Origin of the sequence: Mesorhizobium sp. B264B1B (assembly GCF_020165765.1) — a bacterium.
Lineage (GTDB): Bacteria > Pseudomonadota > Alphaproteobacteria > Rhizobiales > Rhizobiaceae > Mesorhizobium.
The window spans coordinates 137,177-161,928 of record NZ_JAIUIS010000005.1 but is presented as its reverse complement, the minus strand read 5'-3'; the positions used below and the strand labels follow the sequence as shown (position 1 = coordinate 161,928).

The following is a 24,752-nucleotide window of genomic DNA, read 5'->3' as shown; positions in this document are numbered from 1 at the left end:
GATGCTTGCGGTCAGCTTGCTCCTGCCGCTTCGCGCGCCACGGCCTGCCAGCCAATGTCGCGGCGGCAGAAGCCCTGCGGCCAGTCGATACGGTCGAGCGCGGCATAGGCCTTCTCCTGCGCCTCGCCGACAGTCGCGCCGACCGCGGTGACGTTCAAGACGCGACCGCCATTGGCGACCAGCGCACCGCCATTGATGGCGGTGCCGGCATGGAAAATCTGGGCGCCCTGGCTGGCAGCCTCATCGAGCCCGCGAATGACCGAGCCTTTTTCGGGCGTCCCGGGATAGCCCCTCGCGGCCATGACGACGGTCAGTGCCGCCTCGTCGCTCCAGCGCGCCGATATGTGCGCGAGCTGGCCATCGACGGCGGCATTGAGCAGCACCAGCAGGTCGTCCTTCAGCCGCATCATCAGCACCTGGCATTCGGGGTCGCCGAAGCGGGTGTTGTATTCGATCAGCTTCGGCCCTTCGTCCGTTATCATCAGCCCGGCGAAGAGAATGCCGGCGAAGGAGGCACCCGTTAAAGCCATGCCGCGCATGGTCGGTTCGATGATCTCGCGCATGGTGCGCTCTACCATCTGCGGCGTCATTACCGGGGCCGGCGAATAGGCGCCCATGCCGCCGGTGTTGGGGCCGACATCACCGTCGCCGACGCGTTTGTGATCCTGCGCGGTGCCGAAGGGCAGTGCTGTAGTGCCGTCGCACAGGCAGAAGAAGCTGGCCTCCTCGCCGGTCAGAAACTCCTCGATCACCACTTCCGCGCCGGCCGTGCCGAAAGAGCCGTCGAAACAGGCGTCGAGCGCGGCCAGCGCCTCATCCATCGTCATTGCGACCGTGACGCCCTTGCCCGCGGCAAGGCCATCGGCCTTGATGACAATCGGCGTGCCCATCTTCTCGACATAGGCCTTGGCCGATGCCAGGTCTGAGAAACGGCCATAGGTGGCGGTGGGGATGTCATATCTGGCGCAGAGATCCTTGGTGAAGCCCTTCGATCCTTCGAGCCGCGCCGCCGCACGCGACGGGCCAAAGACGCGGATGCCCCAGCCACGCAGATCGTCTGATATGCCGGCGACCAGCGGCCCTTCCGGCCCAACCACGACGAGGTCGATCTGCTTGTCCTTGCAGAAGGCGGCGACAGCGGAATGATCGGCGATGTCGAGCTTGACCAGCTCCGCCTCGCGGCCGATGCCAGGATTGCCGGGCGCAGCATAGAGCTTGGTCAGCAACGGCGACGCGGCGATCTTCCAGGCGAGCGCATGTTCGCGGCCGCCGGAGCCGAGAAGAAGAACGTTCATGGCCACCTCTTGATGCCTGTAATCTTCCAGAGAACCCGCTATTGCTCTCTGGACGACGGGTCAAGGCATCCGGGCGCTTTGGTCGAAATTGCGCACGGGAACGTTACCCCTGCCCAAGAATCGGCGGCGGAGACCGTCGCCGATTTTCTGGCAAGCGCTTCAGCTCTGGAAAACGATCGGGAACCAGTCTTCGCGCAGCTTCTGCCCCGACTGCATGCCATGGCCATGATAGGGCGGGGAGGTGCGCCCCGGCCGTTCGACATAACGGGCGTCGTCACCAACCCAGCGCAGCGATAGCGCACGCCGCCGCGCCGCGGTCAGGTTGCCGCGCGCGCCATGCGCGGTCCTGAAATCGAACAGGATGGCATCGCCCGGCTCCATTTCCCATTCAAGCACCTCCAGCGAGGGGTCCGTGTCTGGATCCGGCACCGGCAGGTAGTCGCCCTCGTCGGCATAGAAATTGCTGTCGTCGAGCCAGCGCACCGGCAGGATCATCTTGTCCCATTTGTGCGAGCCGGCAATCAGCCGCAGCGTTGCCTCCTTTACAGGGTCGATAGGGATCCAGAAGCTCACCGTCTGCCGGCCGTCGACGAAATAATAGGGGATGTCCTGATGCCAGGGCGTCGGCTTCTGCGTGCCCGGTTCCTTGACAAGGACATGATCGTGGAAGAACTGCGCCGTGCGCGACCGCATCACCGCGGCCGCCAGTTCAGCCGCCGGCGATTCGCCCACCAGCTCGACGAATTCTGGAATGCGTTCCCAGTTGCAGTAGTCGTCGAAGAAGCTGCCTCGCCCATTGGCGATATCCGACGCGGTGGCGCTGCGGTTTTGCATGTTGCGCTCGATGCCGGCGGCGATCGTTTCGACCCAGTCCTTGAAAGCGCCGCGGATGCAGACAGCGCCGTCGCGCTGGTAATCCGCTATTGTCCGCGCATCGATCAAGCCTGTGTCGATCGCGCGAGGTGCGGTCTGGGAAGCCATGGCATTCTCCTTTCAGGGATCGATGCCACTATCGCAAGCCTCTTTCATTCAGTAAAATAATAACTTCTCATCTGTCACATAGTGCCACTCTATGAGTCTGACCCTAACGCAGCTGCGCTATCTGGTTGCCGTCGCTCGCCAGGGCAGCGTTACCGGCGCGGCCAGGTCGCTGAACGTCTCACAGCCGTCCATTTCGGTGGCGATCGACGCGGTCGAACAGGATTTCGGCCAGAAACTCTTCGTGCGCCAGCGCGGAAGCGGCGTTTCGCTGACATCCTTCGGCCGCGCCGTGGTGACCAAGGCGAAACAGGTCCTTGCCGAGACGGACGATCTCATCGGTCTCGGCTCGCGCAAGTCGGCGCTCGGGGGCGAACTGGTGCTCGGATGCTTCGAAGATCTGGCGCCTTATTTCGCGCCGGCCCTGATCCGCGCCTTCTCGGAACGCCATCCTGAGGTTGCAGTGATCGTGCGCGACGAGACCTTCGAGACGCTCGGGCGGCGCCTCGGCGATGCCGCCGTCGACCTCGGGCTCACCTATGATCTTGGGCTGCCTTCGCATTTCGCCCGCATCCTGCTGCATGAGCTCAGGCCGCACGCGCTTTTGCCGGCTGGACACGCGCTGGCGGATCGTCCCAATGTCAGCCTGGCCGATCTGGCCGCCTATCCGCTGATCACGACGGACCAGCCGCATAGCTGGCAGCACATGCTGGACCTGTTCCGCAGCCGTGGCCTGTCGCCGGTCGCCGACAGGCAGACAAGCTCGTTCGAACTCCAGCGCAGCATGGTGGCCAACGGCTTCGGCGTCGCCGTCAGTTACACGAGGCCGCATGGCGACCGCAGCTATGACGGCTTGCCTCTCGTCTGCAAGCCGCTTTCCGATCCGCTGCCCATGCAGCGCATCATCCTCACCCATGACACGCACCAGCGCCTGCCCAATGCCGTGCTGGCCTTCGTCGACGTGGCAAAGAGCTGGTTCTCCGCCCGCGACATCTTCGCCTCCTGAAGCGCTGACGAATGCCACTGCCCTGCTCGCCGCTTGACGGTTTGCGCGGCTGCTGCCACTCCATCGTTCATGGAAACGGTTCAGTCGAAAGCAGCCCAGGGCCGCGTCGCCGACGCGCCGAACGGCCATTGGGTGTACCGCGTGCTGCCGCGGCCGATATGGCCCTATGCGCAGCTTGCCCGATGGGACAGGCCGATCGGCTGGCAGTTGCTTCTGTGGCCGTGCTGGTGGTCCGCGGCTCTCGCGGCCAGCGCCTACCCGCGCCCGGGCGATCCGCTGCCTTCGCTGCTGCCGGCGCCCTTGTATCTCGTGCTGTTCCTGGCCGGCGCCATCGCCATGCGCGGCGCCGGTTGCACCTACAACGACCTGGCTGACGAAGACATCGACAATCAGGTCGAGCGCACGCGCTCGCGGCCGCTTCCGTCGGGCAAGGTCACGCGGCGGGGGGCATGGCTGTTTCTCATCCTGCAGGCACTGGTCGGACTTGCCGTGCTCTTGCAGTTCAACAGCTTCGCCGTCCTGCTCGGCGTCTGTTCGCTGGCCATCGTCGCCATCTATCCATTCATGAAACGGATCACCAACTGGCCTCAACTGGTTCTCGGCCTTGCCTTTTCCTGGGGCGCGCTGATGGGATGGGCGGTTGAGTTCGGCGACCTGGACGGGCCGGCCGTCATGCTCTATCTCGGCTCGATCCTGTGGGTGATCGGCTACGACACGATCTATGCGCACCAGGACAAGGAAGACGACGCCATCGTGGGCGTACGCTCGACCGCGCGCCTGTTCGGCGACAATACCAAATCGTGGCTGGCCGGGCTTTATGGCGGCGCGCTTGTCTGCTTCGCCATCGCCTTCGCTTCGGCGCAGGCCCCTGTCGTGGCTCTGGCCGGACTTATCGCCGCCGGCGCCCACATGGCGCGGCAGATCCTGGTGCTGGATATCGACAATCCGGATCAATGCCTGCGGCTGTTCAGGTCGAACAACCAGGTCGGCTGGCTGATCTTCCTCGGCCTCATCGGCGGCGCGCTGTGGGTGGCGCTGAAGCCGCTGGTATAGTTTTCTTTCCCTTCTCCCCGTTTACGGAGAGAAGGTGGCGGCAGCCGGCGCCAGCCTTCCAGACAGAATTTCAGCCTATTCGCGCGCGATGATCTCCTCGCCGCCGATCACCAGCCTGAGACCGAGGTCACCCGCCCTGCGGCGGGCGAGGAAGCGCGGGCGGCGCATGGTCGAAACGCGGCCCTTGCGGCGATCCTGCGGCGGCAGCGTCTTGATGGCCGCGCCGAGCGATTCCTCCAGCGTGCGGGCGATGCCGTCCGATTCGATCAACAGCATCGGCAGGCGATAGGCGTCGGCCCAGGCGCGCCAGTCGGCGGCGACGTCGTCGAGATCGTCGGCCACCAGCAGCGGCACCGACAGCATCGGATCATTGTGCAGGAGTTCCAAAGTCACCGTGACGTTACCTTCCGGGTCCTCCATCGCGCGGGCGGCAACGCCGCGGAACGCATTGGCGGGCAGAGCGATGATCGCCGGTACGCCGCTCATCTCGAGCAGGCGGCGGATCACGGCGCCACGGTGGTCGATGGTGAAGGTCACGTCGCCATAGTCGTCGCGCGTGGCGTAGCTTACCACCTGCGGCAGGCGGAATGGGTCGAGGCGCATGTTGCGTCCCGCCCAGACTGGCTTCAGTCCAGTGTTCATTGAATGCCTTCCTGTTTCTCCTGAGAGCCGGTGTCCGGTTCTCTCCGGGCCAGTTTTCCCGGCCTCGTTATGGGGAAACAGTAGCGCGGCCTCCTTACCGCCGCGCTTAAGAAAGTCGGTTAAATTTTGCTGATCACGGGGATGGTTATCGGAATGCGACCGAGCGCTTGAATCCGAAAGGATCAGATAACCTTACCAGGATTCATGATGCCGGCCGGGTCGAAGGCCTGCTTGACCCTGCGCATCAGGTCTATCGCCATCGGCGGGGCGGTGGCGATCAGTTCGTCCCGCTTCAACTGGCCGATGCCGTGCTCGGCCGAGATCGAGCCGTGGAAGGAGCGCACGACGTCGTGCACGGCCTTGTTCATGGGGTGGTAGAGATCGAGGAACGCCTGGTCGTCGCCGTCGACTGGCCGCGAGATGTTATAGTGGAGATTGCCGTCGCCCATATGGCCGAAGCAGACCACGCGCGCTCCGGGGCTGACCGAAGCCACCGCGCCGGCGGCCTCTTCGATGAAACGTGGGATCGATGCCACCGGGACCGAAATGTCATGCTTGATCGAGGCGCCCTCGGGCTTCTGCGCGTCGGGCAGCACCTCGCGAAAATTCCAGAAGGCATCGCCTTGCGCAAGGCTGGCCGCGATCACCGCATCGCCGACGACTTCCTGTTCCAGCCCGGCCCCGAGCACGTCCTCGATCAAGGCCCTGGCATCTTCCGGTGAACGGCCGGACGAGATCTGCATCAGCACATACCACGGCCAATCCTGCGCCAGCGGCCGCACCACGCCCTGGGCATGCGCCAGCGTGAAATCGTAGGGCCGCTTGCCGATCAGTTCGAAGGCGGTGAGCGCGGCGCCGGCGCGGTCCGTCGCCAGGCTGAACAGCGACAGCGCCGCCGCGGCCGACGGCAGGCCGACGAACGCGACCTCGCGACCTTTCGGCTTCGGGAACAGTTTCAGCACCGCGGCCGTGATGATGCCGAGCGTGCCTTCGGCGCCGACGAACAGGTTCTTGAGGTCGTAGCCGGTATTGTCCTTCTTCAGCTTGCGCAGATCGTCGAACACTTCGCCCGTCGGCAGCACCACCTCGACGCCAAGGCAAAGCTCGCGCGCATTGCCATAGGCCAGCACGCCGGTGCCGCCGGCATTGGAGGAAAGGTTGCCGCCGATCTGGCAGGAGCCCTGCGCGGCCAGCGACAGCGGAAACAGCCGGTCGGCGGCATCGGCCGCTTCCTGCAACGTCTGCAAGATGACGCCGGCCTCCGCCGTCACGGTGTTGGACAAGACATCGATCTCGCGGATGCGGTTCAGCCGCGACAGGGACAGCACGATCTCGCGGCCGGAGTTGTCCGGCACCTGGGCGCCGACCAGCCCGGTATTGCCGCTTTGCGGCACGACCGGCGTTGCCGTCTCGGTCGCCAGCCGCATGATCCGGCTGACCTCCTCCACACTGCCTGGCCGCAGCACAAGCGATGTCGCGCCATGCCACAGCCCGCGCCGTTCGGTGATGTAGGGTGCTATATCGCGCTGGTCGCGCAGCGCGTATTTCTCACCGACGATCGCCGCGAAGCGGTCGATGAGAGCGGTGTCGGGAATCTCGGCGATGTCGGTCATGTGCGCGAAACTATGTTGGCGGCAAGCTATTGTCACGCGGCGCGGCGGCCCGCGAAAGCCGATCGTTGATCGCTTCGCCGAGCCCGTCGAAGGGAACGGGTTCGACGGCGATGATCCGCGCGCCGCTGCGATCGAGTTCCTGCATGTAGGCGAAAAGATTGCTCGCCGCTTCGCGCAGGTCGCCAGCCTCGGACAGATTGAGGCAGGCGGCCGCGTTTTGCCAGCCTTCAGCGCGACGTTTGCCGAAGGCCAGCAGCGCCTCGCCTTCGCCGACGGTCCCGGCGTTGAGCCGCACCGCGGCGTCAGGCGCATAGTGCGAGGCAAGCATGCCCGGCGCCTCGACACCGGCGTCGGCGCCGCGCAACAACTCCATGCCGACGACCGCCTCGATTTCCTGGGCGGCAATCCCGCCGGGCCTCAGCAGACGCAATTTTCCCTCTTCGGCCTTGACGATGGTCGATTCCAGCCCGACCGGCGTCGCCCCGCCATCGACGACCAGCTTTATGCGTGCGCCGAGATCAGCCGCCACGGCTTGCGCCGTCGTCGCGCTGATCCTGCCGGAGGAATTGGCGCTGGGGGCCGCAAGCGGCCGGCCGAGCCTTGCAATCAGGTCGCCGCCAAAGCCCCTCGGCATGCGCAAGGCGATCGTGTCGAGCCCGGCGGTGACCAAAGGATGGGTGCCGTTGCCGGGCCGCTGCGGCAGCACCAGCGTCAAAGGACCTGGCCAGAACGCAAGCGCCAATTTCCTCGACAGCGGATCGAACACAGCGATGCGCTCGGCCATCTCCATATCGGCGATATGGGCGATCAGAGGGTTGAAGCGCGGCCGCCCCTTGGCCTCGAAGATGCGCGCCACGCCGATGCCGTTGGTGGCGTCGCCGGCGAGCCCATAGACGGTCTCGGTCGGGATGGCGACCACCTCGCCGCTTTCAAGCAGCGCCAATGCCCGTTCCATCGCCTCGCCGACGGCAAGAATTTCAGCCACTCTGGTCACCTCACGAATGCCGGCTGCGTAGTACGATGGCGTTCAAGGGGCAAGCCCGCCCCTGGCGATTTAACAATTCCTAAAATGCTACGGTTCCGCGAAAGCCGGCATCAATTCCGACCCGCTATCGTGCGGCTTCGGGTAATGGGGAGCTTTCATCGTGTCTGTGCGTATTTGGGGAACGCTGGGTGTAACTCTGGCGGCGATGGCCGGCGGGGCCCAGGCCTCGTCACTGGTCTTTCCTGGAGCGCCGTCCGCAACGCCGTCCATTGTCGCGCTGAAGGCAGCCGACGCTGCCCAGGCAGGCGATACGCCGTCTGTCACCGAGCTCGGCGACCCTGACGTCACCTATGAAAAGGTGGCGGCGATCCCGAACGCGCCTGAGGCGCGGCACGGCTTCCTGCAAAACCCGACGATCATTCGCGGCGGTATCGTCGGCAGCGCCTTCTCGACGCCCACGCAGGCCAAGGCGCCGGCCACTGCCCCTGCAACCGCCACCGCTTCGGCGGCACCAGCGGCGAATGGGCAGAAGATCCCGGCGACATCACCGGCAGCCGCGCCGGCGGCGGCAGCGCAGCAGCCCGTCCCTGGGGTCGGCAAGCTCAAGTAGCGGCTGTCTTGACGTCGGTCCGGCGCCCGGCACCATTGCCGGACGGCCGCTTTTGCGCCGTGGACGAGTGTCGCCGCCTGAAGTCTCTTTAGCCCGCGATCTTGGAGAAATCCACAACCTGGTCGGTGGCCGCGCGGATGCGGGCGAGCAGCGCCAATCGATTGGCGCGCACGGCCTGATCCTCATCATTCACGAGAACGCGTTCAAAGAATGAATCAACCGGTTCGCGCAAAACGCTAAGCGCCAGCATGGCGGCGGAAAAGTCTTCGTTTTGAATCGCTTCGCCGGCTTGCTTCTCGGCCTGATTCACCGCTGCGAACAGCGATTTCTCGGCATCCTCGCGGAACAGCGCGGGCTCGACGGTTTCAGCGATCGCCGTTTTCTTCTTCTCCTCGGCAGCCAAAATATTGGCCGCGCGCTTGGTGCCGGCAAGCAGGTTCTTGCCGTTCTCGGTGTCGAGGAAAGTGCCGAGCGCCTCGACGCGGCGTACGATCTGCAGCAGGTCATCCGACTGCGGCGTGATGACCGCGTCGATGAGGTCGTGGCGGGCGCCCTGATCGCGGAGGTAGACTTTCAGGCGGTCGTGGAAGAAGGCGAGAAGGTCTCGGACCTGATCTATGTTGCCAACCGTGTAGTTCGTGGAAGCGCTGCCGAAGATCGTCGTCAGCCCCAGTCGAATGCGGTTCTCGATCAAAATCCTCACGACGCCGAGCGCAGCGCGACGTAGCGCGTAAGGATCCTTCGAGCCTGTCGGCTTTTCATCGATGGCCCAGAAACCGACAAGCGTATCCAGCTTGTCGGCGAGCGCGACGGCGATCGACACCGGATCGCTCGGCACGTAATCGGACGGCCCCTGAGGTTTGTAGTGTTCCTCGATGGCCGCAGCCACGGACGGATGCTCACCCTGAAGCAGCGCGTATTTGCGGCCCATGGCGCCCTGCAATTCCGGGAACTCTCCGACGACTTCGGTGGTCAGATCGGCCTTTGCGAGAACCGCGGCGCGAGCGGCGAGCGCGGGATCGGCGCCGACGAGCGGCGCCAGTTCCTCCGCCAATCGCCTGATCCGCACCACGCGCGCGCCCTGCGTGCCAAGCTTGGCATGGAAGGTCACATTGAGGTGGTCGAGGCGCGCGGTGCGCTGGTCGAGAGGCTTCTTCAGGTCAAGCCCGAACTTTTTCGCCGACGCCTCGAGCTCGGCGAGATCGGGCAGATCGCCCTGGTCGGTCGTCCAGAAATAGAGCGCGTCGGAGAGGCGCGCGCGCACCACCTTGCCGTTGCCCTGGGCGATCTCCTTGCCGCCGTCGCTCGCCTCTATGTTGGCGGTGAGGATGAAGCGGTTGGAAAGTTCGCTGATCTCCCCCCTTGAGGGGGAGATGCCCGGCAGGGCAGAGGGGGTCGTCTCATGTGGAGCGCCGGCGTCCTCTGTGTGCGAAAGGGAGTCGCGTCCCGTCGTGCCGACCCCCTCTGTCGGCTTCGCCGACATCTCCCCCTCGAGGGGGGAGATTGGGCGCGATGTCACAAAGCACTTCTGGTTGGCGCGGATGGTCAGGCGGATCACCTCGGCCGGAATGGCCAGGAAAGCGTCTTCGAACGCGCCCATCAGCACGACAGGCCATTCCACCAGCCCGGACACCTCTTCCAGAAGCCCCTCGTCCTCGACCAGATCCAGCCCGTTGGCGAAAGCGAGGTTGCGGGCATCGGCAAGGATGATCTCCTTGCGCCGGTCGGCGTCGAGCACGACCTTGGCCGCTTCCAGCTTGCTTACATAATCGTCGAAGCGGCGCACGGTGATTTCGCCGGGCGCGTGAAAGCGGTGGCCGTAAGTGACATTGCCCGAACGGATGCCGTCGATCTCGAAATCGACCACGACCGGCTCCTCGGTTTCCGGACCGAAGGTGCACAGGATCGATTGCAGCGGCCGCACCCAGCGCAGCGAGCCGGGCTTGGCCGAGGCCGGCCCCCAACGCATCGATTTCGGCCACGGGAAATTGCGGATGATGTCAGGCACCAGTCCGGCGATGATCTCTTCCGCCGCCCTGCCCGGCTTCGAGACATGGGCGACGTAGAAATCGCCTTTCTTCGGGTCGGAATGGACGTGTGCCTCGGCGACCGAGGAAAGCCCGGCCTTGCGCAGGAAGCCCTGGACCGCCTGTTCCGGCGCCGTCGTCGACGGCCCCTTGATCTCCTCGCTGATGTCCTTCGAGCGCGCGGTCAGGCCCCTGATGTCGAGCGCCAGTCGCCGCGGTGTCCAGTACTCGCGCGCCGCCTCGTAGGTCAGCCCTGCCTCGACCAGGCCGTCGGTCAGCATCTTCCTCAGATCGCCAGCCGCCTTGCGCTGCATGCGGGCCGGGATTTCCTCGGAGCGAAGTTCGAGCAAAAGATCCGGCATCAGAGTGTCTCCGCCCGCATGCCATTTTCCTGTTCGCGCGTCCTCGCGCCTCCCGCGTTGCGGGCGCGCGGCTGGGCCGGGATTTCCTCGGAGCGAAGTTCGAGCAAAAAATCCGGCATCAGAGTGCCTCCGCCCGCATGCCATTTTCCTGTTCGCGCGTCCTCGCGCCTCCGGCGTTGCGGGCGCGCGGCTGGGCCGGGATTTCCTCGGAGCGAAGTTCTAGAAGCAGGTCAGGCATGGATAGCTCCTCACCCTCCCCTCGATGGGGAGGGTCGGCGCGTCAGCGCCGGGGTGGGGTGGCGGCGTCTCAATCTCTGGCGCCTTCGGCGTCTGGCGGGCGAAGGTCTGGTTTTCGTTCTTCCACCGCCGCATAGATCGTATCGAGCACGGAATCCAGTTCGTTTTTGATTTCGTGGTTCCAGAAACGGATGACACGATAGCCCTGACTTTCGAACCATTTTGTCCGAACTTCATCGTGTCGTTGCTGACGATCGAAACTGTGGTGAGCGCCGTCCACCTCGATGATCAGCTTCAGGCGGTGCGAGATGAAATCAGGGAAGTAAATACCGACCGTCGCCTGCTTGCGAAATGAGTGCCTTTCCACCGGGATGCGCCATAGGTGCCGCCACAAGATGCGTTCTTCGTCGGTCATCGCCGCACGAAGCCGTTGCACCGACCGCAGTTTGAACCGATCGAGTTTCGGCATGAGAAGTCGCGCTGTCACCCCCACCCGCCGCTTCGCGGCGACCTCCCCCATCCAGGGGGAGGTAAAGAGGCCATAGCAACTCGGCTGGCCGCTGTCACCCTTTCCAGAAATTTTGGGCGTCCTGTCGGGACGGGATGATCCCACCCGTCCTTGGATCAAAGATTTCCATGAACCGAACGCAGCGCTGAAGCGACCCACGCTCAGGCAGAGAGCTATTGGCTGAACGACCATGAAAACGGTATCCAGACTTTTGCAAATCCTGGCGCTCAGCGCCTGCTTCACCGCTCAGGCCCATGGCGCCTTCTCGATGCCGGGCGTGCGCCAAGCATTGCGCATTATGGCCGGCCCGAGCGGCCAGATTCTATCGCCGATCAACGCTTCCCTCGATTTGATGAGGGAGGGTGCCTGAGATCAGGCCGCCAATCCGCCGGCCTGCGTCTTCAAGAACGCCTCGCCACAGGCTTTCGCCAGATTGCGCACGCGCAGGATATAACTCTGCCGCTCGGTGACGGAGATCACGCCGCGCGCGTCGAGCAGGTTGAAGACGTGACTGGCCTTGATGCACTGGTCGTAGGCGGGAAACACCATGCGGTGCACAGGCAGATTGTCGTTCGATGCGGGCGCACCGGCATCGAGCAGTGCCTTGCATTCGGCCTCGGCATCGTCGAAGTGGCGCAGCAGCATCGTCGTGTCGGCGTATTCGAAATTGTGACGCGAATATTCCTGCTCGGCCTGCAGGAAGACATCGCCGTAGGTGACCTTGTCGGCGCCGTCGCGGCCGTTGAAATTGAGGTCGTAGACATTGTCGACGCCCTGCACATACATGGCCAGCCGTTCCAGACCATAAGTGAGCTCGCCCGCAACCGGCGCGCATTCGATGCCGCAGACCTGCTGGAAGTAGGTGAACTGCGACACCTCCATGCCGTCGCACCAGCATTCCCAGCCAAGGCCCCAGGCGCCCAGCGTCGGGCTTTCCCAATCGTCTTCGACAAAGCGGATGTCATGCAGCAGCGGGTCGATGCCGATCGCCGCCAAAGAGCCGAGATAGAGCTCCTGCAGATTGGGCGGATTGGGCTTCAGGATCACCTGATACTGGTAGTAGTGCTGCAGCCGGTTCGGATTCTCTCCGTAGCGGCCGTCCTTGGGGCGGCGCGAAGGCTGGACGTAGGCGGCGTTCCAGCGCCTCGGTCCAAGCGCCCGCAGCGTCGTGGCCGGATGGAAGGTGCCGGCACCGACCTCCATGTCGTAGGGCTGGAGGATCACGCAGCCATAGTCCGCCCAGTAATTGTGCAGAGTCAGGATCAGCCCCTGAAAGGAGCGGCTGGGATGCATATGGGCGGGGATTTCAATCGTCACGGTGGCCTCGGCTGCAAGGGCTGACTTGCGGCCCCGTCCTAGAGACACGGCGGCGAAGCGTCAAGCAAGGCGCGGGCGGCGCGAGGCATGTCGAAAGCTTTGCGAGCGGCTGGCCCATTGCCGGCCATGAGCGCGTGCCTTCTGGTGAACGCTCACAACTCCGCCTCGCCAGACAACAGGTCAGCCATGCCCAACTCCATCACCGTCCGCCCGGTCACGCGCCAGGATTTCGCGCAATGGCTGCCGCTGTGGGACGGCTATAACGCGTTTTACGGGCGCTCGGGCGAGACGGCGCTGGCAAGCGAGATCACCGCCATGACATGGTCGCGCTTCTTCGACGCCTATGAGCCGGTGCATGCGCTGGTTGCCGAAAGTGAAGGACGGCTCGTCGGCCTCGTGCACTACCTCTTCCACCGCAGCACCACGGCGGTCGCGCCGAACTGCTATCTGCAGGATCTTTTCACCGACGAGACCTTGCGCGGCAAGGGCATCGGCCGGGCTCTCATCGAGGGCGTCTACGAGCGGGCGCAGGCGGCCGGTTCGGGCCGGGTGTACTGGCTGACGCACGAGACCAATCACACCGCCATGAAGCTCTACGACAGGATCGGCGAACGCTCGGGCTTCGTCGTCTACCGCAAGCTGTTCTGACACGGCTGCCAACGAAAACGGGGCCCGACAAGGGCCCCGTTCGCGAGCAAGATCATTTCATCTTAGCCCTTCGGCGCGGCTGGCGCCGGCTTGACCTTGGGGGTTTCCTGCGCCGTGTTGGACTCGATCGGCGGCAGTCCCTTCATCAGCTTCTGCTGCAAGGCGGCAAGCACGTCGGGATCCGGCTTCAGGTCGCGCGCCTGGTTCCACTGGAAGGTGGCTTCCAGCTTGCGGCCGACGCGCCAATAGGCGTCGCCGAGATGGTCGTTCAGCACCGGATCTTCCGGCTTCAGCGACACCGCGCGTTCCATTTCGCGCACCGCGTCATCGTACCTGCCGAGGCGGAAATAGGCCCAGCCCAGCGAGTCGACGATGTAACCGTCGCTCGGCCTGAGATCGACGGCCTTCTGTATCATCGCCAGGCCTTCTTTCAGGTTCATATTCATGTCGACCCAGGAATAGCCGAGATAGTTCAGCACCTGCGGCTGGTCGGGCTGCAATTCCAACGCCTTGCGGAAATTCGGCTCGGCTTTCGGCCATTCCTTCAGCCGCTCATAGGCGATGCCGCGCTGGTAGAAGATATTCCAGTTGGCGGCGGTCGGCGTCTTCAGCGCCTCGACGGCCTTGTCGTAGAGATTGGCGGCGGAACGGAAATCCTCCTTCGACGAATAGACCCCACCAAGCGCCAGATAGGCGCGCATGTCGTTGGGATGCTTATCGACGAAGGCCTTCAGATGCGTGATCGCCTCGTCATGGCGATCGAGATCGGCCAGGTTGAGGCCAAGCTGTAAGTCCGAAAGCTCCTTCAGCGGCGAGGTATCCGGTATCCGTCGGTAGAGCGCGATGGCCCCCTCGCCGTCCTTCAGCTGTTCGGAAACGGCGGCAAGCTGCACCAGGGCGGCATCGCTGTCGGGTTTCAGCGCCAGCGCATATTGCAGATAGAGCCTGACGAAAGGCTCACCGCCGCCGCGATTGAGCGCGGTTGCCAGATCGAGCAATATCTCGGAGGCGCCGTCGGATGGGCCGGCTATGAAGGGCGGGATCTTGTCGCCCTTGCTGATCCTGTCGCGCAAGGCGACAATTTCCAGCTTGCCCGGCGAAAACGCCTCAGCCTGGTCGAGCACCGATACCGCCTTGGCCGTGTCGCCCTTGCGGGCCAGGAACGAGGCATAGGCCTGCGCATTGCGCATCCATGTTTCGGGAGCCGCGCTGCCGGCGGCGGTGTCCTGCATGGTCGCGGCATAGATCGCGTCGGCCTTCTCAGGCATGTTGGACGCGTCGGCGATCAGCGCGCGGTGGAAGGATTTGAACAGGCCGAACCAGTCCGGGCCCTGCAGCTTGTCGATGGATGCCATCGCCTCGCTGGGGTCGCCGGCGCCCTCTTGGGCCCAGCCGGACATGACGCCGGAGATCAGCCGGTCGAGATCGGATTCCAGCGACAGCTTCAACCAATACTGCGCCTTGGAAAAATCCTTCTTGTGGAAGGAATCGACCGCCAGCGCCAGGCGCGAGAACCGTTCGACGTCGGGAACTTCCTTGAGCTTGTCGGCATAGACAAGGGATTCGTCGAAGCGGCCTTGCGCGATCAGCGACAGCATCAGGCTCTGCTGCAGGCCCGTATCGCTTGGATCGAAGGCCAGGGCCTGCTTGTAGTAGGCAATGGCATTATCCAGGTCGTTGTCACCCTCGGCGATCCGGGCAGCCAGATAGGCTCCCGAGAAAGATGTGATCTTCACCGGTTCGGTGGTCTGCTTGGCATAGGCCGGCAGCGCCGAAATCGCCATGCCCGTCACAAGTGCCAGCCTTGTCAGCCAGCGCGCACGTCCCTGCTGCATCGTATCCCTTTCAGCCAGGCGCCATCTCCGCGTCAGCGGGATCGACGTAGTTTCGATCTTTCGGAGAAAAGCATGGCCTTTTTGGGGTCACGCTTCAATCCGCCTCGAATTCACAATCGGGTCACCCGATTAACAAATCATGCCGGCAAAGAACGGCTTTCAGCCCGAAACCGGCGCATCGGCGTCAGGAGTGCCCGGAAGACCGGAGGGCCGCAGGCGCGCGCCCTGATATCCGTCTGACGCCACCGCGCTGCACAGGCCGCTCCATTCACAGCCTCGGCAGGCCCCGCGCGTAAGGCCGGCCGAGAGGGCCTGTCGCATCCGCGCCAGCATGTCTGCACCGGGATCGAGGCGCGCGCCGGCCCGGATTGGCCGCCCGAGCAAGGCGCCGGCGTCCCGGGCGGCAAGCCGGTCCCGCTCGGCGGCGCTGTCCCGCAGGCAATGCGGCTCCGGCTCATCCAGCAACGGCGCGCAGATGTCGTCCGGGCCGGACACGATCAATATGTCCTCGCCGCCGCCAAGGCGCTGCACAATGCCGTCGTAGTTGGCCGTGAATGCGGGGCTGTATCCCTTGCCCACATAGGTGAGCAGGCAAAGGAGGTGATGAGCGCGCAACCTTACCGTCACGGCTGGCGCTATTTCGCCTTGCCGCGCGGGAGCGCCATCAGCGTGGCGGCGCCAAGCGCCGACTTGAGCAGGCCACCGAGGACAAACGGCAGGAAGCCGAAGGCAACAGCCTTCTCGGCGCCGATGATGACGGCGAGCCACGCCGTGCCAAGGGCTAGGCACAGCAGGTTGCCGAGCAGCATGGCGGCAAAGGCAAGCACGACCCTGCCGCCGTTCCAACCGCGCTCCGCCAGCCAGCCGACCAGTGCGCCGACAACCGGGAAGGCGAAGAGATAGCCGCCCGTCGGGCCAATAAAATGTTGTACGCCGGCAGCCCCGCCGGCCAGAACCGGGAAGCCGACCGCACCCTCGGCCAGCCAGGCGGCGATGGTGATCGCGCCCAGCCGCCAGCCGTAGAGCGCGCCGACCAGCGTCACGGCAAAGGTCTGCATCGTCACCGGAACCGGCACCATCGGCACCTCGATGTAGGAGGACAGCGCCAGGAACAGGGTGCCGAGCACGACGGCGCCCGCCTGCCAGCCGAGCGATCGCTCCTGAAGCCGGAGCGGGCTGAAGGACGGTTTTGCGGACGAGAACGCGATGTCGGTCATAGGGGCTCCCTTGGTCGATCCAAAATTATAGATAATTTTTGCCTTCGATCTATTATCGAAGCCACAATTTTCGGACGATGGCAAGGCACGCCTTGCGCAAGGCGGTTAGCCCACGATCGCGAAGGCCTCTCGCGTGGTGCCGGAGGCTGTCCTGACCGGCTTGCGGCCAATCCATTGCACGTGCCGCCCCAATGTCGCCGCGGCCGATTCGGTGTTGCCCTGCCGCAAGGCGGCCAATATCGCCCGGTGGTCCTGGTCGGTACGGGTCTCCCATTCCGAGCGCCATGCGGCGAACAGGAAACGGGCGCTTGCGGCGTGCAGGTCATCGATGGTGGCGAGAAGACGCGACATGCCGCATGGCGTCAGGATCAACCGGTGAAAGGCGCGGTTGGCTTCTTCCCACGACCTGACGTCCCGGGATTTGTCGCCGGCCTTGCTGGCCTCCTCGGCCCGATCGAGAATAGCGGAGGTCAGATGCGGCGCCGCGTGGCGCAGCGCCAGCACTTCGAGCGCCGCCCGCATTTCGGCGACCTCCTTGACCTCGCCGAGGTCGAAAGCCGCCACGCGCACGCCGCGGCGCGGTTCGCTGACGGCGAGGCCTTGCGCCTCGAGGCGGCGAAAGGCCTCGCGCACGGGCACATGGCTGGTATTAAACTCCTCGGCGACATGGTCCTGCCGCAACCGGGCGCCCGGCTCGATCGCGCCCGAGATGATGCGATCCGCCAGAACCTTGCCGATGCGCACCGCGATGGTGTCGTCCGTGCCCTTTGCCATGTTTTATAGATAATTTGCAGCCGGGCAGCTTGTCGAGGCGGCGGAGAAGGATTCACGGATTTCTCCCCAGCACGAGCCAGAGGAGAGCTGCGTGAAAGGCAGCGGCTCAGTTCACCCGGCTGATGCAGAAGTCGATGACGTCGATCAGCGCCGATTTCTGCGGCGTCGCCTCCAGCGGCGCCAGCGCGTCGCGGGCGATCTCGCCGAAATGACGGGCGCGCCCGATCGTGTCGGCGATCGCGCCGTGGTGGGTCATCAGCCCGATCGCCTTTCCGAGGCCGGCGTCATCGGTGACATTGTCCTCGATGGCCCGCTTCCAGAAGGTGCGCTCGGCCTTGCTGCCGCGCCGGTAGGCGAGAATGACCGGCAGCGTCACCTTGCCCTCGCGAAAATCGTCGCCGACATTCTTGCCCAGATCCTTGCTGGTGCCGCCATAGTCCAGCGCATCGTCGATCAGCTGGAAGGCGAGCCCGAGATTCATGCCGTAGGAGCGCAAGGCGGCGCGGTCGTTGCGCGTCGCCTGGGCGATGACGGGGCCGACCTCGGCGGCAGCCGAGAAAAGGGCCGCGGTCTTGGCCTTGATGACGGCGAAATGCTCGTCCTCGGTGGTCTCCAGGTTCTTGGCGGCGGCAAGCTGCATGACCTCGCCCTCGGCGATGATCGAGGCCGCGCTCGACAGGATGTCGAGCGCCTCCAGCGAACCGACATCGACCATCATGCGGAATGCCTGGCCAAGCAGGAAGTCGCCGACCAGCACGCTCGCCTGGTTGCCCCAGATCATGCGGGCCGTCTTCTTGCCGCGTCGCATGCCGCTCTCGTCGACGACGTCGTCGTGGAGCAGCGTCGCCGTGTGCATGAACTCGACCGATGTAGCGAGCTTGACGTGGCCCTCGCCGGCATAGCCGAACATCTGTGCGGCGGCGAGCGTCAGCATTGGCCTGAGCCGCTTGCCGCCCGACGAGATCAAGTGGTTGGCGACCTCCGGGATCATCTCGACATCGGATCCGGCCTTCGACAGGATCAATTCGTTGACGCGCCCCATGTCGGCCGCCGTCAGGTCGATCAGATCCTTGATGGAGGCGGGTTCCCGCTTTCCGTTTTCGATGTTGAGAACGACACCCACGACAAACTCTCCCGTCTGATGTAACGCGTGCGACGGCACCCTTAGTTCCGTTACGGACTCTAGGGCGGCGAACGCGGCCACGGCAAGTGGCGAATTGGCGCGGCTTCTCTGGTTTCGGGCCTCGCATGCGTTTACATGAACGCGGCAAACTGAGAGTTTCGTCCGATGATAGAGCTCATTCGCACCAACGACGCCGTCATCATCTCCTTCGTCGAATCGCTGATGCGCGATGCCGGCATCGGCTGCTTCGTGGCCGACCAGAATATGAGCGTGCTCGACGGCTCGCTCGGCATCCTGCCGCGGCGCGTCATGGTCGACGCCGACAAGGCCGACGCGGCGCGGCGCATCCTGACGGATGCCGGCATCGCCAACGAGATCCGCCAAAAATAATGTCCGCCGCGCCAGCCGCCCTCGCCCCGGACACGCCAGCCCACACGGTCGATGCCTTCCATCGCGGCCGGTTCTGGCTGGTGCAGCCCAAGCATGGCGGCCATCGCGCCGGCATGGACGCCATGATGCTGGCGGCTGCCGTGCCGTCCTCCTTCGGCGGGCGTCTCGCCGATTTCGGCGCCGGCGCCGGTGCCGCGGCACTTGCCGTTCTGGCGCGCTGCCCGACGGCCCGGGCCGTGCTGGTCGAACGCGCGCCGGAAATGGCGGCTTTCGCCGCGGCCACGCTCGCGCATCCCGGCAACGCTCACCTCGTCGACCGCGCTTCGGTGCTCGTCGCCAATGTCGCGCTTTCGGGCCGCGCCAGGACGGCGGCCGGCCTCGGCGACAATGATTTCGATTTCGTCATCATGAATCCGCCCTTCAACGCCGCGCAGGACCGCGCCACGCCCGAGCGCTTGAGAAAGGAAGCGCATGTCATGGAGGACGGGCTGTTAGAGGGCTGGATCCGCAGTGCCGCAGCGGTGGTCAGGCCGCGCGGCGGGCTTGCCATCATCGCGCGGCCCGAGCAACTCGGTTCGCTTCTCGATGCGATCGCGGGCCGTTTCGGCGACGCCAAGATGCTGGCCGTGCATCCCCGCCCCGATGCCGCGGCGATCCGCATCATCGTCAGGGCAACGCTCGGGGCGCGCGGCAAACTCGCTATCCGGCCGCCTTTGATGCTTCACGCGCAGACGGGCGACGGCCCGTCGGAACGGACGGAGATGATCAACAACGGCCTCGCCTCCTTGTTCGGAGATTGAACACAACCGGGCCGCGATGGCCGCGGCATTGCCGTTGGCCTTGAAATTCCTACATGCTGGCAACCCATCGAGCGGAGATCGACCTCAGTGAAACGCCTTTTCAACCGCCTGCTGCCGAAATCCTGGCGTTCCACGGTCGTCACCATTCCGGTTATCCGGTTGCACGGCACCATCCTGGCGGGCGGCGGCCCGTTCCGTCCCAGCCTGTCGCTTGCCTCCACCGCCGGGCTGATCGAAAAGGCGTTTTCCTTCGACGCGCCTGCCATCGCCATCTCCATCAATTCGCCCGGGGGCTCGCCGGTGCAGTCCCGGCTGATCTTCAAGCGTATCCGCGACCTCGCGATCGAGAAGAACAGAAAGGTGCTGGTCTTCGTCGAGGACGTCGCTGCCTCGGGCGGCTACATGATCGCGGTCGCCGGCGACGAGATTTTCGCCGATCCATCATCCATCGTCGGCTCGATCGGCGTGGTCTCGGCTTCGTTCGGCTTCCCGGAGCTGATGAAGAAGATCGGCGTCGAGCGCCGCGTCCATACGGCAGGGCAGAACAAGTCGGTGCTCGATCCGTTCAAGCCCGAGAAAAAGGAAGACATCGAACGGCTGAAGGCGCTGCAGCTCGAAGTGCACGAAACCTTCATCGATCTGGTCAAGGAGCGGCGCGGCACCAAGCTCAAGGACGATCCCGACCTGTTCACGGGCCTGTTCTGGACCGGCAAGCGCGGCCTGGAGCTTGGGCTTGTCGATGCGCTCGGCGACATGCGATCCGTGCTCAAGACGCGGTTCGGGGCGAAAACCCAACTCAAGCTGATCTCGGCGCCGCGCGGTTTGTTCGGCCGCTTCGGGCTGTTCGGCTCGAGCAAGGGCTTTTCGGCGCCCGATATTGCCGCCGCTGCCACCGGCGGCGTGCTCGATGCGGCGCAAGAGCGCGCTTTGTGGGCGCGCTTCGGGCTTTGAAAACCCGGCAAAACCGTCTAGCATGAACCTCGAAGTTCCATGCATGTCGTTTTTCTCCAGAAACCGCCTTTGGACGACATGCGCCAACCGACCCGACCGGCCGCCCTTCGCCGGCCCAGCGTGGGAGGAGTTTTGATATGCCGCAGATCATTTTCTTCGCCGTCGTCGGGATCGCCGCTTATTTTGGCTACCGCACCTTCATCCGCGAGGCCGAGCGCGTAACCGCCAAGGTGCGGCGCACCGAAAAGCAGACGGCAAACGGCGCGATGGGGACGCTGGTGAAGGATCCGAAGACCGGCGAGTACCGGCTGGCCAAGGACTGATCCTCATTTCACTCGCAATCGAGAGCCTGGAATCCGGCCGGCGCGTCCGGATGTGGCCGGCGCCCGCCAAGATAAACCTCGCTCTGCATGTCACCGGCAGGCGCGATGACGGGTATCATCTGATCGAAAGCCTGGCGGTGTTCACGCGCTTTGGTGACAGGATCGAGATCGCGCTTGCCGAGCGAGACGATTTCAGCGTGTCCGGCCGCTACGGTCCGGATGTTCCCGTCGACGGCAGCAATCTGGTGCTCAGGGCGCGTGACGCGCTGCGGCAGGCAGCCGGTCCTCGCGGCACGCCGCCGGTCGCCATCAAGCTCGAAAAGAACCTGCCCGTCGCTTCCGGCGTCGGCGGCGGGTCGAGCGATGCGGCAGCAGTTCTGCGCGGGCTTGCGGCAAGCTGGCAACTCGACATCGACGATGTCGCGCTGGCGCGGATCGGGCTTTCGCTCGGCGCCGACATTCCCATGTGCCTGGCGGCCAGGCCGCTGATTGCACGCGGCATCGGCGAGGAGCTGTCGATCGTGCCGGATTTCTCGGCGCTCGGATTGGTGCTGGTCAATCCCGGCAAGGCGGTCTCGACAGCCGACGTATTCAACGCGCTGTCGCGGCGCGACAATGAAGCGCTGCCGCCGCTGCCGCGCGTGGTCGACTTCCACAGCCTGCGCAACTGGTTGGAGATTACGCGCAACGACCTCGAGCCGGCGGCCCGCGCCATCGAGCCCGCCATCGGCAAGGCACTTTCTGTTCTGAACAAGGCCGGAGCCGGTTTTGCCCGCATGTCGGGTTCCGGCGCCACCTGCTTCGGCTTGTTCGAGACCGGCAACGTCGCCAAGCGCGCGGCCGCCGATATCCGTGCCCGGCAACCCGATTGGTTCGTCGCCGCGACGCGCAGCATGACGGCGGAGGCAGATGCCCATGGCCAGGACTGACGAGAGCCGTTCCTTCATTCCGGTCCGCATCGCGGTGCTGACCGTTTCCGACACGCGCAGCCTTGCCGACGACAGGTCCGGCCAGACGCTGGCCGACCGCATCGCGGAAGCCGGCCACATCCTTGCCGCCCGCGATATCGTCACCGACGATGGAGACAAGATCCGCAACAAGGTGCTCGGCTGGTCGAAGGATGATGGGATCGATGTGGTCATCACCACCGGCGGCACCGGCTTCACCGGGCGCGACGTGACGCCGGACGCGCTGGAGCCGATCTTCGAAAAGCGCATGGATGGTTTTTCCGAGGTGTTCCACCGCATTTCCTACGACAAGATCGGCACCTCCACGATCCAGAGCCGGGCGACCGGCGGCGTCGTCAACGCCACCTTCGTCTTTGTGCTGCCGGGCTCGCCCGGCGCCTGCAAGGATGCCTGGGACGGCATCTTGAAGGCGCAGCTCGACTACCGGCACATGCCCTGCAACTTCGTCGAGATCATGCCGCGCCTGGACGAGCACCTGCGGCGCGGCATGTCGGCTCCGTGAAAGCCGAGGCAAGGCGCTGGTTTCACGCCGCGTTTGCCAGGCAGAACACCGCCTTCGCCTTCGAAAGACCATTCCAAACCGGATGCGGCAGAACGTATCGTCTCGCGGCGGCGGCCATCGCCGTTGAAGACGGGCGGACGCGATGACAGTGCATAATGGCGGGTGCCATTGCGGCAACATACACCTTCGATTTTCAACCGAGCTCGATCCATCGACAATCGAGGTTCGCGCCTGCCAGTGCTCGTTCTGTACCAAGCATGGCTCGCGCGCCGTCGCCGATCCGGACGGCAGGCTGATCATCTCAGTCAAGGACATCCAGCGATTGAAGAAATACCGTTTTGGATTGGGGACGGCCGACTACCTGATCTGCGGTGAATGCGGTGTCTATACCGCCGCAATCGCCGGAGAGGACGATGCCAGGGCAATCGTCATCATCAACGCCCTGGACGATCAAAGGTCGTTCAGTCAGGAACCGATCCCGGTCGACTACGACGCGGAAAGCAAGGCAGAGCGTCAAGCCAGACGTCGTCTTCGCTGGATGCCTGTCGAGATGCGTTTTAGCGAATGACCGGCTCGCCGTGGAAGCACCGGCGCGAGGACCGCGAGACACCGAAACCACTTCCATCATCAGCCGCGGCCTGCGCGCCGGCACCCGCGTGATCGGAAACTGGCTGCGCGTCACATGTGCAACGCACGTAGACAGAGCAGCTGCAAAATCATTTGGACGGGCGGTGCTCTTGTTTTGCCGGAGCGGCCCAGATTTCGGCATCCAGCCGCTTGGTCGCCAGGCCGCGAGCGAGAGCCTCGGCGCTGCCGGCTCTTTTCGACAAGGATGTGGCCTGGCGCTTGCTGATCAGCAGCCCGTCGGCCAAGGCACGGTTTCCCGAGAAGATACGGGCCAGGAATGGCGCGCGGCCGGCGCGTGTGCGTGAAAACCGCGCCGCCATGGTTTGCCTCGCTGTATGCGCAACGACCTCGTCGATCCATCCGTCGACCAGCCGCGCGCCCGGTTCCAGCAGCAACAGCCAATCGCCTTTCGCGTGCCGGATGGCCGCCGCGACGCCGTCGGTCGCATACTGGCACCCGGCATGCTCGGCGACGCGATGGGTCTGGTCGGTGGAACCGGTGTCGCAAACGATGACCTCGCGCACCACGCCCTCGACCGCGCCGCCGATCAGCGTCGCCAGGGTGCGAGCGAGGCCCTCCTCGTCATTGTGGGTCTCTATGAGAACGGTGAGCATCATTTGCCGAATAGCGGAAAGCGGAACGCAGCGCCAGTTTTTGCGGCGCACCATAGAAAGTTCTTGCTTTGTTCTCGTTCGGCAAATAGGATTAAATTCATGAGCAGAGCGATTCGAAACAACATGGACAGTCCCTGGGAGCGGGCGAAGATGGAACCGATCATGCGCGCCGACATTGCCGCCTTCGGAGCAGGACGAGCCGAAATAGCCAATGCTATGATCGAGCAGAGCGGCATGCGCGTGCGTCCGGACCGCAACCGCGGCCGGTCGGCAGGCATCAACCCGTCCGGCCGGTTCGAGCCGGTCAGCCGGCATGTCTTCGACGATGGCTGGAACTCGCTGGAGGAACTGCCTCCCTTCAAGACCGAGGTGCAGGTCGAGAAGCCGCGTACCATAATCACCCGCAATGAATCGCCCGACATCTCCTTCGACCGCTCGATCAATCCCTATCGCGGCTGCGAGCATGGCTGCGTCTATTGCTTTGCGCGGCCGACGCACAGTTTCATGGGCCTGTCGCCGGGGCTGGATTTCGAATCCAAACTGTTCGCCAAGCCCGACGCGGCGCGCCTGCTCGACAAGGAACTGTCGAAGGACGGTTACCAGCCGCGAACCATCGCCATCGGCACCAATACCGATCCCTACCAGCCGATCGAGAAGCAGTACCGGATCATGCGCGAGATCCTCGAAGTGCTGGAGGCGCGCGGCCACCCGGTCGGCATCGTCACCAAATCCGCCCTGGTGACGCGCGATATCGACATCTTGTCACGCATGGCTGAACGGGGCCTCGCCAAGGTGGCGTTGTCGGTGACCACGCTCGACCGCATGCTGGCGCGCACCATGGAGCCACGGGCCTCGACGCCGGCCAAGCGGCTGGAGGCGATCAGGCAGCTTGCGGATGCCGGCATCCCTGCTTCGGTCATGGTCGCGCCGATCATCCCCGGGCTGACCGATCAGGAGATGGAACGCATCCTCGATTCGGCGCACCATGCCGGCGCACGCGAGGCGGGCTATGTCGTGCTGCGCCTGCCGCTCGAGGTCAGCCCGATCTTCAAGGACTGGCTGCTGCGCCACTATCCCGACCGCTATCGCCATGTGATGTCGCTGATCCGCTCGATGCGCGAGGGCAAGGATTACGATTCGGAATGGGGCAAGCGCATGAAGGGCGCGGGTCCTTACGCCTGGCAGATCGGCCGGCGCTTCGAAATCACCGCCAAGCGGCTCGGTCTCAATGCCGAGCGGCGCACGCTGCGGACCGACCAGTTCGTCGCCGCCGGCAAGGACCAGGAGCAGTTGATGCTGCTTTGAACGACCGCGGCTGTTTGCCGCCGTGGCGAAAAAATCCCGTCC

General features: G+C 64.6%; 26 protein-coding genes. 12 read left to right on the top strand and 14 right to left on the bottom strand.

The genetic code is table 11. The features are described from left to right. Positions 1–11: 11 nt before the first annotated feature. Both purD and LB547_RS12310 read right to left on the bottom strand, forming a co-directional pair. A complete protein-coding gene (gene purD / locus LB547_RS12315) occupies positions 12–1,295 on the bottom strand; it encodes a phosphoribosylamine--glycine ligase (protein ID WP_140564271.1) in 1,284 nt (427 codons plus the stop codon). A 159-nt stretch (positions 1,296–1,454) separates the two neighbouring features. Further along, positions 1,455–2,276, bottom strand: a complete 822-nt coding sequence (locus LB547_RS12310) for a phytanoyl-CoA dioxygenase family protein (protein WP_140762440.1) — start codon at positions 2,274–2,276, stop codon at positions 1,455–1,457. Between the two features lie 91 nt (positions 2,277–2,367). On the opposite strand from LB547_RS12310, the gene LB547_RS12305 reads away from it, so the two are divergent. Next, a complete protein-coding gene (locus tag LB547_RS12305) occupies positions 2,368–3,279 on the top strand; it encodes a LysR family transcriptional regulator (RefSeq protein ID WP_140762443.1) in 912 nt (303 codons plus the stop codon). Positions 3,280–3,348: 69 nt separating this feature from the next. After that, positions 3,349–4,332, top strand: a complete 984-nt coding sequence (gene ubiA / locus LB547_RS12300; RefSeq protein WP_140558222.1) for a 4-hydroxybenzoate octaprenyltransferase — start codon at positions 3,349–3,351, stop codon at positions 4,330–4,332. Between the two features lie 75 nt (positions 4,333–4,407). On the opposite strand, the gene LB547_RS12295 is transcribed toward ubiA, so the two are convergent. From LB547_RS12295 to LB547_RS12285, 3 genes are all read right to left on the bottom strand, one after another. Next, complete coding sequence (locus tag LB547_RS12295) at positions 4,408–4,974, bottom strand: DUF6101 family protein (protein ID WP_140498020.1); 567 nt, start codon at positions 4,972–4,974, stop codon at positions 4,408–4,410. A 182-nt stretch (positions 4,975–5,156) separates the two neighbouring features. Beyond that, positions 5,157–6,587: an FAD-binding oxidoreductase gene (locus LB547_RS12290; RefSeq protein WP_140558224.1), complete on the bottom strand. Its 1,431-nt coding sequence runs from the start codon at positions 6,585–6,587 to the stop codon at positions 5,157–5,159. A 10-nt stretch (positions 6,588–6,597) separates the two neighbouring features. Further along, the gene (locus tag LB547_RS12285; RefSeq protein WP_140762446.1) at positions 6,598–7,572 is read right to left on the bottom strand and encodes an L-threonylcarbamoyladenylate synthase; all 975 of its coding nucleotides are present in this window, start codon (positions 7,570–7,572) and stop codon (positions 6,598–6,600) included. Positions 7,573–7,732: 160 nt separating this feature from the next. Between LB547_RS12285 and LB547_RS12280 the strand changes: the two genes are divergently transcribed. Beyond that, positions 7,733–8,182, top strand: coding sequence for a hypothetical protein (locus tag LB547_RS12280; RefSeq protein ID WP_140762448.1), 450 nt, complete (start codon positions 7,733–7,735; stop codon positions 8,180–8,182). Positions 8,183–8,270: 88 nt separating this feature from the next. Here LB547_RS12280 and glyS read toward each other — a convergent pair whose 3' ends face one another. The 3 genes from glyS to LB547_RS12265 form a co-directional block, all read right to left on the bottom strand. Further along, positions 8,271–10,571, bottom strand: coding sequence for a glycine--tRNA ligase subunit beta (glyS, locus tag LB547_RS12275; RefSeq protein ID WP_140762451.1), 2,301 nt, complete (start codon positions 10,569–10,571; stop codon positions 8,271–8,273). A gap of 307 nt (positions 10,572–10,878) precedes the next feature. After that, a complete protein-coding gene (locus tag LB547_RS32505) occupies positions 10,879–11,559 on the bottom strand; it encodes an endonuclease domain-containing protein (protein ID WP_224702906.1) in 681 nt (226 codons plus the stop codon). 129 nt (positions 11,560–11,688) lie between these two features. Continuing rightward, entirely contained in the window at positions 11,689–12,609 is a 921-nt protein-coding gene (locus tag LB547_RS12265) for a glycine--tRNA ligase subunit alpha (RefSeq protein WP_181165179.1), read from the bottom strand. Positions 12,610–12,819: 210 nt separating this feature from the next. Between LB547_RS12265 and LB547_RS12260 the strand changes: the two genes are divergently transcribed. Next, entirely contained in the window at positions 12,820–13,281 is a 462-nt protein-coding gene (locus LB547_RS12260; protein ID WP_140498002.1) for a GNAT family N-acetyltransferase, read from the top strand. A gap of 62 nt (positions 13,282–13,343) precedes the next feature. Here the strand turns inward: LB547_RS12260 and LB547_RS12255 are convergent, their stop codons facing one another. The 5 genes from LB547_RS12255 to LB547_RS12235 form a co-directional block, all read right to left on the bottom strand. Then, positions 13,344–15,116 carry a tetratricopeptide repeat protein gene (locus LB547_RS12255; RefSeq protein ID WP_140514774.1) on the bottom strand — a complete coding sequence of 591 codons (1,773 nt, stop codon included), beginning with the start codon at positions 15,114–15,116 and terminating at the stop codon, positions 13,344–13,346. A 159-nt stretch (positions 15,117–15,275) separates the two neighbouring features. Continuing rightward, a complete protein-coding gene (locus tag LB547_RS12250; RefSeq protein ID WP_140762457.1) occupies positions 15,276–15,743 on the bottom strand; it encodes a DUF1284 domain-containing protein in 468 nt (155 codons plus the stop codon). Positions 15,744–15,751: 8 nt separating this feature from the next. Further along, entirely contained in the window at positions 15,752–16,333 is a 582-nt protein-coding gene (locus LB547_RS12245) for a biotin transporter BioY (RefSeq protein ID WP_140497991.1), read from the bottom strand. A gap of 105 nt (positions 16,334–16,438) precedes the next feature. Continuing rightward, the gene (locus tag LB547_RS12240; RefSeq protein WP_140497988.1) at positions 16,439–17,107 is read right to left on the bottom strand and encodes a GntR family transcriptional regulator; all 669 of its coding nucleotides are present in this window, start codon (positions 17,105–17,107) and stop codon (positions 16,439–16,441) included. 106 nt (positions 17,108–17,213) lie between these two features. Further along, on the bottom strand, positions 17,214–18,230 hold the full coding sequence (locus LB547_RS12235; RefSeq protein WP_140497986.1) for a polyprenyl synthetase family protein: 1,017 nt from the start codon (positions 18,228–18,230) through the stop codon (positions 17,214–17,216). A gap of 165 nt (positions 18,231–18,395) precedes the next feature. Between LB547_RS12235 and LB547_RS12230 the strand changes: the two genes are divergently transcribed. The 7 genes from LB547_RS12230 to LB547_RS12200 all read left to right on the top strand — a co-directional run bounded on the left by LB547_RS12230 (position 18,396) and on the right by LB547_RS12200 (position 22,732). Continuing rightward, positions 18,396–18,620: a DUF2007 domain-containing protein gene (locus LB547_RS12230; RefSeq protein WP_135901951.1), complete on the top strand. Its 225-nt coding sequence runs from the start codon at positions 18,396–18,398 to the stop codon at positions 18,618–18,620. After that, a complete protein-coding gene (locus LB547_RS12225) occupies positions 18,620–19,420 on the top strand; it encodes a methyltransferase (RefSeq protein WP_140520826.1) in 801 nt (266 codons plus the stop codon). The genes LB547_RS12230 and LB547_RS12225 overlap by 1 nt, the downstream gene beginning before the upstream one ends. An 87-nt stretch (positions 19,421–19,507) precedes the next feature. After that, positions 19,508–20,371: a S49 family peptidase gene (locus tag LB547_RS12220; protein ID WP_140629202.1), complete on the top strand. Its 864-nt coding sequence runs from the start codon at positions 19,508–19,510 to the stop codon at positions 20,369–20,371. Positions 20,372–20,508: 137 nt separating this feature from the next. Further along, positions 20,509–20,694 carry a hypothetical protein gene (locus tag LB547_RS12215; protein WP_140497980.1) on the top strand — a complete coding sequence of 62 codons (186 nt, stop codon included), beginning with the start codon at positions 20,509–20,511 and terminating at the stop codon, positions 20,692–20,694. A 50-nt stretch (positions 20,695–20,744) separates the two neighbouring features. Further along, positions 20,745–21,623 (top strand): 4-(cytidine 5'-diphospho)-2-C-methyl-D-erythritol kinase, encoded by an 879-nt coding sequence (locus tag LB547_RS12210; protein WP_140629199.1) that lies wholly within the window; start codon positions 20,745–20,747, stop codon positions 21,621–21,623. Further along, complete coding sequence (moaB, locus tag LB547_RS12205) at positions 21,610–22,164, top strand: molybdenum cofactor biosynthesis protein B (RefSeq protein WP_140564282.1); 555 nt, start codon at positions 21,610–21,612, stop codon at positions 22,162–22,164. Before LB547_RS12210 ends, moaB begins: the two co-directional genes overlap by 14 nt. A 142-nt stretch (positions 22,165–22,306) precedes the next feature. After that, complete coding sequence (locus LB547_RS12200; protein WP_140629197.1) at positions 22,307–22,732, top strand: GFA family protein; 426 nt, start codon at positions 22,307–22,309, stop codon at positions 22,730–22,732. A gap of 148 nt (positions 22,733–22,880) precedes the next feature. Here LB547_RS12200 and LB547_RS12195 read toward each other — a convergent pair whose 3' ends face one another. Beyond that, on the bottom strand, positions 22,881–23,405 hold the full coding sequence (locus tag LB547_RS12195) for a glycosyltransferase (protein ID WP_140514953.1): 525 nt from the start codon (positions 23,403–23,405) through the stop codon (positions 22,881–22,883). 150 nt (positions 23,406–23,555) lie between these two features. Here LB547_RS12195 and LB547_RS12190 point away from each other — a divergent pair, with 150 nt between their 5' ends. Beyond that, on the top strand, positions 23,556–24,710 hold the full coding sequence (locus tag LB547_RS12190; RefSeq protein ID WP_140559479.1) for a PA0069 family radical SAM protein: 1,155 nt from the start codon (positions 23,556–23,558) through the stop codon (positions 24,708–24,710). The last annotated feature ends 42 nt before the right edge of the window (positions 24,711–24,752 follow it).